This is a genomic window from Coprococcus sp. AF99-45 (assembly GCF_027663865.1).
Classification (GTDB): domain Bacteria; phylum Bacillota; class Clostridia; order Lachnospirales; family Lachnospiraceae; genus Allocoprococcus; species Allocoprococcus comes.
In genome coordinates, this window is sequence record NZ_JAQDGZ010000012.1 from 1 (window position 1) to 12,540 (window position 12,540).

The 12,540-nt window shown below is 39.8% G+C and carries 9 protein-coding genes; all 9 read right to left on the reverse strand.

The genetic code is table 11. From position 1 onward, the window contains the following. Nucleotides 1-26: 26 nt before the first annotated feature. The gene (locus tag PGR14_RS09755; RefSeq protein WP_044999023.1) at nt 27-1,043 is read right to left on the reverse strand and encodes a M20/M25/M40 family metallo-hydrolase; all 1,017 of its coding nucleotides are present in this window, start codon (nt 1,041-1,043) and stop codon (nt 27-29) included. Between the two features lie 17 nt (nt 1,044-1,060). Continuing rightward, entirely contained in the window at nt 1,061-1,705 is a 645-nt protein-coding gene (pgmB, locus tag PGR14_RS09760) for a beta-phosphoglucomutase (RefSeq protein WP_008372621.1), read from the reverse strand. Further along, nucleotides 1,677-2,582, reverse strand: a complete 906-nt coding sequence (locus PGR14_RS09765) for a DMT family transporter (protein ID WP_055157774.1) — start codon at nt 2,580-2,582, stop codon at nt 1,677-1,679. Before PGR14_RS09765 ends, pgmB begins: the two co-directional genes overlap by 29 nt. Before the next feature lie 22 nt (nt 2,583-2,604). Beyond that, nucleotides 2,605-4,917 carry a glycoside hydrolase family 65 protein gene (locus PGR14_RS09770; protein ID WP_055157776.1) on the reverse strand — a complete coding sequence of 771 codons (2,313 nt, stop codon included), beginning with the start codon at nt 4,915-4,917 and terminating at the stop codon, nt 2,605-2,607. A 21-nt stretch (nt 4,918-4,938) separates the two neighbouring features. Further along, nucleotides 4,939-7,932 carry a glycoside hydrolase family 2 TIM barrel-domain containing protein gene (locus PGR14_RS09775; protein ID WP_055157778.1) on the reverse strand — a complete coding sequence of 998 codons (2,994 nt, stop codon included), beginning with the start codon at nt 7,930-7,932 and terminating at the stop codon, nt 4,939-4,941. Between the two features lie 86 nt (nt 7,933-8,018). Next, nucleotides 8,019-8,840, reverse strand: coding sequence for a carbohydrate ABC transporter permease (locus PGR14_RS09780; protein ID WP_022220172.1), 822 nt, complete (start codon nt 8,838-8,840; stop codon nt 8,019-8,021). After that, on the reverse strand, nt 8,840-9,775 hold the full coding sequence (locus PGR14_RS09785; protein ID WP_022220173.1) for a carbohydrate ABC transporter permease: 936 nt from the start codon (nt 9,773-9,775) through the stop codon (nt 8,840-8,842). Before PGR14_RS09785 ends, PGR14_RS09780 begins: the two co-directional genes overlap by 1 nt. A gap of 68 nt (nt 9,776-9,843) precedes the next feature. Further along, complete coding sequence (locus tag PGR14_RS09790; RefSeq protein ID WP_055157781.1) at nt 9,844-11,082, reverse strand: ABC transporter substrate-binding protein; 1,239 nt, start codon at nt 11,080-11,082, stop codon at nt 9,844-9,846. A gap of 329 nt (nt 11,083-11,411) precedes the next feature. After that, nucleotides 11,412-12,401, reverse strand: a complete 990-nt coding sequence (locus PGR14_RS09795; RefSeq protein WP_008372602.1) for a LacI family DNA-binding transcriptional regulator — start codon at nt 12,399-12,401, stop codon at nt 11,412-11,414. Between the last annotated feature and the right edge of the window lie 139 nt (nt 12,402-12,540).

Here is a 12,540-nt window from a genome sequence, read left to right on the forward strand (position 1 = left end):
TTTTTTCACACGCCCTTTTTTATTTTCTACGCATTATAGTTTGCAAGAAACTGTGCTATCAATTCCACACAACCTTCCACATCTTTTTCATCTGCTACCTCTGCAGGCATGTGCATATAACGAAGCGGGATTGATACCAATACCATCGGTACACCCTGATTTGAAAAATGAATCTTATCTCCATCCGTATAACTAAGCCTGCTTGCAGCTTCTCTCTGAACTGGAATTCCTACTTTTTTTGCACATTCTTCCATTTTGGCATTTAAAGTTTTTACCACGATCGGACTGTTGCAAAGAACCGGTCCACCCCCCAGAAGAACCGTTCCCATCTCAGCCGGATTCATTCCACTGCAGTCGCTTGTGTAAGTCACATCCACAACAATCGCAAGTGTCGGATTAATCCGTGTACTTGTCCAGAAAGCTCCGGTTTTCGTTGTCTCCTCTCCAGTTGTAGAAGCTCCATAGACACCAACTTTACATCCAAGCTCTTTCGCTCTCTTGATTGCTTCCATAATGATATAAACACCAAGTCTGTCATCCAATGCTCTGGCTGTAAATTTACCATTTTTCATCTTACGAATATGTGTATCCGGAACAATCGGATCTCCCAGACTTACATTCTTTAAAGCATCTTCTCTATCTTTCGCCCCAATATCGATCAGAAAATGCTTTGTTCCCAGATTTTCTTCTTTGAACAAATCACGATATGCTTCGACAACACCGTAAACCTCTCCGTTTTTTGTCTTGATACGCACCTGACGTCCCGGATAAGTTGCCGGAACAATTCCGCCTCGGTCAATCACCTGCAGTCTTCCATCTTCCCGGATGTTCGAAATCATAAGTCCGATTTCATCTGCATGTGCCGAAAGCATGATACGTACATCGTTTTCCGGATTCAGAATACATGTTAGATTTTGCATCTCATCACGGCAAATCTCATCTGTATATTCTTTCATTTCTTCTGTTACAATATCCTGCACCTGCTCCTCATAACCCGATACCGAAATACTGTTAAGAAGGTTATTTAAAAATTTTTCATTCATTCTAGTCATCTTCTTTCTTACTTAGCCGTAACTTTCAGAAGATCTGCAAATGCAGACAGATTATAGGTTCCAAGTCCGCTTGCAACTGCATCCCCGATAGCAGCACAATCCATTCCCCCTGCGATTGCTGCCTGCAGTCCTGCTTTTGCGTCTTCTACAACCAAACACTTATCAACCTGTTCGTCTACATACTCTGCTGCTTTCACAAATACTTCCGGATCCGGCTTTGATTTTGAAATATTATTTCCGTCTGAAATTGCATCGAAATACTCTCCAAGTCCCAACTGCCCGAGAATAAATCTTGCGTTTTTACTGGATGATCCAATCGCCAGTTTATATCCATTCGCACGAAGATCATCCAATGTTTCCTTTACTTCTGCAGACAGATCTGCAGGACTCATATTTTTCAGAAGTTCTTTATAGATATCATTTTTCTTTGTTGTCCAGCATTCTTTCTCTTCTTCGCTCATTTCTCCTTCATAGCGTTCCAGAATAATTTCAAAACTTTCCATACGGCTCACCCCTCTGAGTCGATTATTGATTTCTTCATCAAAATAGATTCCCAGTTCATCTGCAACTGCTTTCCATGCTTGATAATGATATTTATCTGTATGACAGATTACCCCATCCAAATCAAAAATTACTGCATTGTATTTCTTCATCTTTTGCTTCTCCTTCTGTTTCAGACAAGTTAGAAATGATGACAGCGGCTAGGATGATCGCACATCCGATCACCATGCGAAGTGTAATCACTTCATGCAGAATGATGATAGAAAAAATCGTTCCAAATACAGATTCCATTGAAAGTACAATCGCTGCTTTTGTCTCATCTACATACTTCTGGCATGCGGTCTGGAGCAGATAACATACAGTCGTACTGATTACTCCCAGATACAAAACACTTAACCATCCCTGTGTTGTAACCTGAAAATCGTTCTCTCCAAAAATCACAAGACTGACTGCCGATAATACAAATGCTGTGATCATCTGCACCATGTTCAGTACAGATGCCGGATATTTTTTCACAAATTCTCCGGTAAAAAAGATTTGGAACGCAAATCCTACCGCACAGAGAAGTGTAAGACCATCTCCCAGACTCAGTGTAAGATTTCCATTCAAAGAAAGCAGTGCTACTCCAATAACGGACATGATTGCTCCAATGATTCCTTTCATGCCTACTTTCTTCTTCAAAATTATAAATGCAATGAACGGCACTATAACTACATTCAGTGCTGTAAGGAATGCATTTTTGGAAGGTGTTGTATATTGCAGACCGATAATCTGAAGTGCAAATCCTGCAAAAAGTGCAATTCCCATCAGAATACCTGCTTTTATTGCACCTGCACGCTTCTCAAGTTTCCCTTCTTTTTTATGCTGTCCCATGCTGATCATCCCCATCAGCACAGATGCCAACAAAAATCTTACCATCATAATCTGGAAAGGCTTCATGCTTCCCAGTGCCATATCACTTGCGACAAAGCCGCCTCCCCATATGACCGTAACCAGTATAAGTCCTCCGATTGCCAGCCATTTTTTCATCATATATCCTCCCGTCTCTTTTTTAGATTGTTGTTACTTTTCCATTTATTTCAGCTTCTACAGGTTCTCCTGCAAGACGAATGACCTTTGCCTGATTACTTCCATCTGCCGTAATTTCAAGCCATGCCCCTCTATAATGCAGACGGAATGTTAATCCCTGCCATTCCTTTGGCATATTCGGATGAACTTTCAACATACCATCTTCTCTTTGCGCTACACCTGCAAACCCAAATACAATTGTCTGCCATACTCCACCAGTATTTGCCGCATGGATTCCTTCTCTTGTATTTCCCTGCATATTCAACAGGTCAATAAAGGCTGCGCGGCGAAGATACCGATATGCTTTTGAATCATCCCCTACTTTAAGCCCCATAACAGAGAAAATACTCGGACTCAATGAAGAACCATGAAGTGTACGCTTTTCGTAATAAGCGTAGTTTTCTTTAATCGTTTCTTCATCAAATTCATTTCCCATAAGGTGTAACAGCATAACAACATCTGCCTGCTTATTGATCTGTGTCTCTCTTGCTCTTTTTGTCTTAAGTGCATCCGGACGTACTGGCCAGTCATTCTCATCATATTTTTCGATTGTTACATTATCAAGCTCGAAATATCCTTCAAACTGTTCCAGAAGTCTTGTGCCTTCTTTTCTTGGCAGATACATCTTTTCCTGCACTTCTTTCCAGTGTGCAGTTTCCGCCTCTGTAAGTCCTGTCTTTTCGATCAGGATATCATACGCTTCCTGATTCTCTTTCTTGATTGATGCAAGCAGTGAAAGAACATATCCGAGATTCCATCTCGCCAGATAATTGGTATAGAGGTTATTATTAACCGGTTCATGCCATTCATCCGGTCCCGTTACCTGATTGATTTCATAACGATCCTGCTCTTTGTTGTACTCACAACGGCTTGCCCAAAATCTTGCTGTCTCTGTCAGAATCTCCGCTCCTTTGCTGTAAAGGAAATCCATATCCTGCGTGATCTTAACATAATTATAGATTCCATAAGCAACTGCTGCTGTTACATGATGCTCATATACCGCAACATAACATCTATAACAGGTTCCATCCGGCTCAATGGTCCAGTCCGGACACTGCTCTGTACCATCATCTGCTGACTCCCACGGATACTGTGCTCCTTTATATCCATTCTTATGTGCATTTGCACGCGCTGCATCCAGAAGATGGTATCTGTAATTTTCCAGATTCTGTGCAGTCTTCGGAAATACCCATGAGAAAAACGGAAGCATAAAAAGTTCGGTATCCCAGAAAGCATGTCCACCATATTCTTCTCCTGTTAAAAGCTTTGCCCCAACATTCACATGGTCATCATGTTCGTTTCCCGTACTCATCAGATGGAAGATGTTAAAACGGACTGCACGGTTCAATTCATCATCCCCTGTAATCTGAATATCTGCATTTTCCCACATCTTCTTATAAACATCTTCATGCGCTTTCAGTTCCTGATCAAATCCCGTTTCAACAAATCCTTCAATTTCTTTTTCGATTGTTGTATGAAGAGCATAAGCCGGACATTCTCTTTCTGTATACATCGAAACATATTTTACGATTTCTACTTCTTTTCCTTCTTCTACATGGATATCACCAAATTCCACACTCTGCTCACCAAATCTGCTTATCATTCTGTTTCCAAGAATCTGTTTTCCATCTGCATAAGCTTCGATACGGCATCCACAACCTACATGCAGATGATTTTCTCTGGTTGCAACTTCCACATAACATCCATCTGCTGCCAGCTTTTCATTCGCTGTCATATAAGTATGTTTTACCTTAAAGCGTGGTGCATCATAAAAATTAATGATCGTACCATCAATAATACTTTCTACTTCAATAATTCCACTGTAGTTGAGCGGTGTCACATAAAGCCGGATTCCCATCCTGTGTACATTGTTTCTGCTCACAAACCGGATTCCTTCGATCAAAGTCTCTCTTCCTTTTGAGTCCTTCAGACGAACTCTCTTTCCAAGAAAAGCTCCTTTCATATCAAGCACTCTTGAAAATTCCAAAATTTCACAGTCTTCAATTCCAATCAATTCTTTTTCTACATAAAGTCTGATTCCAAGCCAGTTCGGAAGTGTGGAAAGTTCACGCATAAATGTCTCTGACTTGTCAAACACTCCATTGATATAAAGATATGGAAGTGTAATCTTTGTTCCTTCCTCATGACTTCCCCGGATTCCGAGGTAGCCATTGGAAAGTGCAAACAAACTCTCATATTTGAGATTCTCTTTTGCCTCATACTGATCCTGCCAGATGAGCCATTCATCGCTATGTAATCTGTTTCTCAGATTTCCTGAAAACATTTCTCTGCTCATATATGATTGTCTCCTTTATTCTTAATCGATATACTGTTTTCTTGCCTTCCGGATTTCGGTTCCGCATTCTGCTGCCTGCACAGTAAATGCCATTGCAAAATCCTGAAGTTTTACTTTATTTTCTTCCAACTGTTCTTCTCCACAGCTGTTGCTTCCAAGTCCTGACTGGCGATAATCCAGATGGATAATCACATCATCCGCTTTTTCAATTTCAAATGGATGCTGTGCTTTTTCCAGACTTTCATCGGTATAATTAGCAAGGTTCAGACCAAGCTTCTCCTCCATCTTGCATAACAGACCATCTTTTCCATCTCCAATACGGAACCATTTCACCTGTTCATGATGTCCGTTTTCCTGTGGGAATACATAATCTGTCATCATTCCGTCAACTGTATTTTCGTAAATTCCCATAATAGATGCAGCCTTACTGTCTACATAACTCTCACCAGGTCCCATACCATACCACATCGTCTTCTGAAAGTTTTTATTTCCTTTCATAATGACTCCGATACGTGGTAAGAACGCTGGTTCCAGTTTTCCTCTCTGAACAGCTTTTCCCTGAATTTCCACCTTCATCTGTCCACAAGAATAAACCGTATAAGTGTAATCACATTCAAATCCCCAGGACTGGTTATAGCAACTGAAGAATGTTCCGATCCGGACGATCACCTTATCGTCTTCTTTCAGACAGCTGACATATTCTGTCTCTTCTACCGGTTTCTGAATAAAATATTTATTCATCCAGTCCTCTTTCTTGTACATGTCGTTATCGATTGTTGCACGGTATACATTCATTCTCGGTCCTTCAGTCAGATACTCTTTTCCATCTTTTCCAAAAGAAATCAATTTTCCAAATACAGTACTGAATTTTGCTGTCACACGGCTGTTTTCTACAGTAAGCCCCCCCTGTTCTTCTGTTACCTGAAGCTTATCAGCTGTTTCTCTTACCGAAAATCCATCTTTTCGGATCTGCATCGGAATCTGGACTTTCTTGATTTCATACCCTGCTGGTGCATAGTTTCTTTCTTCTTTCTGACATACAGTCAGATTCAGATAATAGTCTGTATTTTCCTGTAATTCAAATGCTGTAATTGGTAGGGCAATGATCTTGCCTTCATGCGGAGCAACCGAAAGTCCTTCAACGGTTCCGTCCTGTATCATCTGATCTTCCGCTTTTACTTCCCAATAAAGTGTTGTCGTATCCAGATTCAGGAAATCATAATAATTCCGGATCTGAATCTTGTTCATGCTTCCTTCAACAGCTGTAATTTCTACTGGTGCAATGATCTGTTTGTATTCTTCCATTCCCGGAGACGGTGTTCTGTCCGGCATCAGAATCCCATCGATGCAGAAGTTCCCGTTTGTTGGAAAATCTCCATAATTTCCACCATATTTATAATATTTCTTATCCTTTTCTTCAGTGTAAATTCCATGATCATACCACTCCCAGAGAAATCCACCCTGAAGACGTTTGTACTTGCGATACATATCCTGGTATGCTTTTAATCCTCCAGGACCATTTCCCATCGCATGTCCATATTCACACATTACGTGTGGCTTATCCCCTTTGATCTGATATTCTGCAATCTCTTTGAGACCTTTCAGTCTGGTATACATCGTAGAATATACGTCTGTCACTTCTGCCTCAAAATCTCCCTCGTAATGAACCAGTCTGGTATCATCCAACTCACGGATTGCTTCTGCTGCACTACGGAAATTGCATCCGAATGCGGATTCATTTCCCATAGACCACATAATAATCGATGGATGATTTCTATCTCTCTTTACCATACGGACACTACGATCTACGTAAGCATCTTTCCAGGTCTCATCATCTGTGATCCATGTGTAATTTTCTACCCATTCAAATCCATGGCATTCCAGGTCTGCTTCATCGATCACATAAAGTCCATATTCGTCACACAGATCATAAAAATATTCATTTGCCGGATAATGCGAGCAACGAACAGCATTGATATTGTACTGTTTCATCAGACGAATATCTGATTCCATCTGCTCTCTTGTCACTCTTCTTCCTTCTCTTGGATTATAATCATGATGATTGACTCCGTTCAGAAGGATTACCTGATTATTGACACGGAAGTTCTTATCTTTGATCTCGATTTTGCGGAATCCACATCTGACTGTTACCTCCTGGTTTTCTGTCATTACTGTAAATTCATATAACTCAGGTGTCTCGGCTGTCCATGTATGAACTTCCGGGATCTCAGCCTCAATACATATATCTTTTCCTTCCGAAACAAGCTCACCTTCAAGAACAGTCTTTTCTTTATAAGAAAGCTTCCAGCCAAGATTTGTACCAGCCTGTTTCATTGTAATTCCAGCTGTAAAAAAACCATTTTTGTAGCTGTCATCCAATGTCCCATTTACACGAAGATCCAGAACTGCATTCTTTTCCTCATTGATCAGTTCTACATCCCTGTAGATTCCTGATAACCACCACATATCCTGATCTTCCAGATAAGTACCGTCTGACCACTTGTATACACGAACGGTAATGTCATTTTCACCTGTTTTTACAAACCCGGTAATGTCAAATTCTGAAGGCAGTCTGCTGACTTTTCCAAATCCAACATGGTTTCCATTTACCCATACATCAAATGCACTGTCAACACCATGGAATTTCAGAACCGTGTCTTTTTCCATCCACTGTTCATCTAATACAACTGTCTTTTTATAAATTCCAGTTGGATTTTCATCTGGTACATGCGGTGGGTTTACCGGAAATGGATATAACACATCTGTGTAATGCATCTTGTCATACCCTCTAAGCTGCCATACGGACGGAACATCAATCTTATCCCATCCTTCACATGCCCCCGACTGTTCAAATCCTTCCGGCGATAATTCCGGTGCATCAACATATTTAAAAGCCCATTCTCCATTTAAACTGATTTTCTTTTGCGAATCTTTATAAAAAGCCGTTCGTGCTTCTCTTCTCCCAATTCCGGTAATCCGATGGTCTTCCCATCTTTTTACTTTTTTTCTTGCCATAATTTTCTCCTCTCAAGTGGTATCCCATATAAGACAGCAACAGCGGTCAGACAGATACAGTCTGCCTGACCGCTCCATACGCCTGTCTATTTGATAGAACCACTGGTTCCTTCAACAATATATTTCTGCGCGATAATGAAAATAATGATCGGCGGAATAATCATAATAATCGTAATACAAAGCATCGGAATAATCTGTGTACTGTGAACTCCTTTAAATGAAGCAAGTCCAAGTGCCAATGTATATTTGCTTCTGTCCTGTAAGAAAATGAGTGGTCCAAGATAGTCATTCCATACAGTCAGCATATTAAGTACACCGACAAGAATCAATGAAGGTTTCATGATCGGCATGAAAATCTTCCAGTAAATCTGGAACTGATTTGCGCCGTCAATTCGTGCTGCTTCCTCAAAATCCTTCGGGATTCCCATAAGGAACTGTCTCATCAGGAATACATAATAGGCAGATCCGAACCATGCCGGCACGATCAGCGGCTTCAGTGTATTGATCCATCCGAATAAGTTGAATTCCATGTACTGCGGAATCATGGTAACATCCCATGGAATCATCATTGTTGAAAGCAGGATCATAAAGAGGATATTTTTTCCTTTAAAGTTAAATCTTGCAAATCCATAAGCAACCAGTGAACATGAAAGAACCTGTCCGACTGTTGTCAGAACTGTTACAAGAATTGAATTCCAAAGATATGTTCCAAACGGCTGTGATTTCCATGCATTAATAAAGTTCTCAAAATGCCATTCTGCCGGCAGAAGTTTCGGCGGATATGCAATTGCTTCTCCTTCTGTCTTAAATGCAGAAAACAGCATGTAAATAAACGGTGCAAGAAAGTAAATGGCTACCAGTCCGAGTAATATGTAAATTACAATTTTTGATTTTTTAGACATCTTCATTACTTTCTACCCCCTTTTTTCTTTTTTGTTTTCTTTGCTCCGCTGTTTTTAGCTTCTGTCTCATAGAATACCCATGCGGATGATGACTTGAATACCACGGCAGTCAGCAGCAGAATGATGATAAACATTACCCATGCGTTTGCACTGGCATATCCAAGTTTGTGATGTTTGAATGCGTTATTGTATGTATACAGTCCATAGAAGTAGGTAGATTTAAGCGGTCCGCCTCCGGTAAGAAGCATAACCAATGTTACCTGTTGGAAAGAACTGATAATTGACGTAATCAGGTTAAATAAAATTGTAGGTGTAATAATCGGAAGCGTAATACTGAAAAATTTTCTTGCAGGACCTGCTCCATCAATAGATGCAGCTTCGTATACATCAACCGGAATATTTTTGATATCTGTGTAGAAGATAAGCATCATCGTTCCAACACCAAACGCACTTGCAATTATAACTGCAAGGAGTGCCCATGCCGGATCAACCAGCCACTTCGGTCCTTTGATTCCCAGAAGAGATAACAGATAATTCAGTACGCCATAATCTCCGTTGAGGATCCATCCCCAGATGATAGAAACCGCTACACCTGAGATAACTGCCGGAATATAGAAAATTGTACGGAATACTTTTACTCCTTTAACCGGCTGTGTGATCAGCATTGCAAGGAACAATGCAATAATCATGTTAAGCGGTACGAAAATTGCCGCATATTTCAAACTGATTATAAGGGATTTCCAGAACTGTTTGTCCTTTGTAAACATATCAATATAGTTTCCAAGTCCCCTGAATGTTGGCGCTGTAGTAAGCGGCCACTCAAAAAAGCTCATGATCAAAGACAGAATAAGGGGACCGATTGTAAATACAAGGAACCCGATAATCCACGGCATAATAAACAAATACGGTGTGGCCGTCTTCAGGAATTTTCTCTGCTTCATTTTTCTTCTCTCCTATTTATCGGCGCCGGAATCATAAATTGTTCCGGCGCCGGTTTGTTTGTATGCTATTACTGTGCGTCTGCTGCTTCTTTTAAAACATCTTTTACATCCATGTATGAGCTTGGATTGAAAATCTGTTCAAATGATAAGCTGAGGTTTTCTGAAATTTCTGACCAGTCTTCAATCAGGAAGCTTGCCGGAGTATGTCCATCACTCTGCTCAAGCATCTCATAGAATGGTGCATATTCTGGTTCATCCATGATACCTTCAGATTCTACAACACTGTTAAGTACCGGAAGTTCCATACCGATTCTTGCTTTGTTGCATTCTTCGCCTGTCCAGTATTTTACAAATTCCCATGCAGCATCTTTATTCTTGCTGTCCTTTGAAATAGAAAGTCCTGAAGAGCTCAGAATACTTACAGAGGTCTTTCCGTCAAAAGAAGGAATTTTTGCCACACCATAATTCATTCCATCCTCATTAAGAGAAGCAATTGACCATGATCCATATACATACATTGCTACTGTACCGGCACGGAATTCATCAGTTCCGTTCTTTTCTGTTGCAATTGCATATCCGTCTTTTTCCATATCCTGGAACATTTTAAATACTTCCTGAGATTCTTTTGAATCAATCTGACCTGCCATCTGTCCGTCTTCGTCACAATAAGCAGTTCCATTGCTCCACAGATACATTTCAAAATCATACGGATCTGGTTTCATCTGGAATGCAAAACCTTTCTGACCTGTCTTTTCTTCAATTGTCTTGGCAGCTGCCTGAAGATCCGACCATGTCCAGTCATCTGTAGGTTCTTCTACACCAGCCTGTGCAAAAAGATCTTTGTTATAGAAAAGTGAATGTGTTGTAAATCCCACTGGAATACCATATGTTGTTCCGTCTAATGAGTTGTAATTCCACAGTGTGCTGTAGAAATCATTCTTATAGTCATCGCCTTCTTTGTCGATATACTCATCCAGAGGTTCAAGACCATCTGCATATGCCGGGTAGTTCCACATATACATAACATCCGGTGTATCTCCAGATCCCATACCTGCACTGATCTTTGTATCAAAATCACTTCCGTATGCTTCCAGTGTTACTTCAATGTCATCATGTTCCTCATTAAATTTATCTACAAGTTTCTGCTGAGCATCTACATCATCAGCTACATCCCATGTTGCAAAACGTATTGCTGTCTTTCCGTCACTTGTCTTTCCATTATTACTGTCTTTCTTGTTTCCACAAGCAGTCAGCATCATTGTTCCTGTAAGTGCAAGTACGCACATTACTGCAATTTTCCTCTTCATAAATCATTTCCTCCTTTGATTCACTTATTTTATTTGGTAAAACCACTATACTATTTTACCGGTTAAATGTAAATACTTTTTACTCTATAAATATTTTTTCTCTATTTTACCTATTATTTACACCATATTTTTATATACTTTTCACAATTTTTATCCTGGTAAAACTATATTTTTATTTTAGATAAAATTGTCTGTTTTTACTTGATTGATTTTAACTCTTTATTTTTAGCTAAAAAATCATAACAAAACAATCTGTCATCACTCGATCTGTATACATAAAGAGACTATAGGACATTCTCCGTTCCATAGCCTCTTACTTTTTTACCTTATTAAAATTTTTTAACACTGTCACGTATATAAAGTTTAGTCGGGATTGAAACTTTTACACAAATCTCTCTTCCATGTATAATTCGCTCTTCCAGAAGTTTTACTGCATATTCTCCCATGAACTCCATGTACAATCTCACCGTAGTAAGTGGAGGAACCATGTATTTCGCAGTTGGGATATCATTAAAGCCAATAATACTGATATCATCCGGTATTTTAAGCCCAAGTTCATATGCAGCCCGATAACTTCCTGCTGCCATCGAATCATTCGCAACAAACAAGGCAGTCGGCAGATTCCCTTCCTCGTAAAACTCTTTCAGAAGTTTGTATCCATATTTTGCATAATAAGCACCAAACTTTGTATATTCCGGGTGATACAGTCCCCGTTTTTTCAAAGCGTTCTGAAAATGCTGTATTCTCGTATCCAGTACTTCATCCCCCTCCTTATCAACTTCTCGACAGCCGATCATCCCTATTTTCGTATGTCCACACCCTACCAGATAAGAAACAATCTCTTCTACTGCCCGTCTATAGTCTACCACAATTGAATCGAATCTCTTTGGGTTTGGATCTGCATCAATAAATATAACCGGGCATTCCCATATCTCTATTGCTTCTACCATTTTTTTTGTGAATGTACCGGTACAGATTACACCATCTAATCCGTTGATCATCTCCGGCGAATCATCCAGTTTCACAATCACCTTTGTATATCCTTCTTCTTCCAGTTTTTTTTCTATAGCAAGCCTGATACAAAGATAATAAGGATCCTGAAGTTCTTCTTCAGGAGAATAAGAATAAAATACACCTATCTTCAGTTTTCGCCTGCGTTTTTTCTGTGCGCGTACTTCGTATTCTAATTCCTCTGCAATTTCAAAAATTCTTTTTTTTGTCTCTTCCTGCGCATTCAAAGTTTCATCATGATTCAACACTCTGGATACTGTCGCTATGGAAACCCCCGCTTTTGCCGCAATGTCCTTAATCGTCGCCATGTCCTTCCCCCATTATTTCTCTTTCTTTTTATTTTCTTTCAATATTGCCTTAATGCATTTTCCCTTGATGACTTTCCTTTGCAATTTATTCAATTCATTATAGCACACATTTCGGAGAAATAAATAGCTTTAGTAAAAT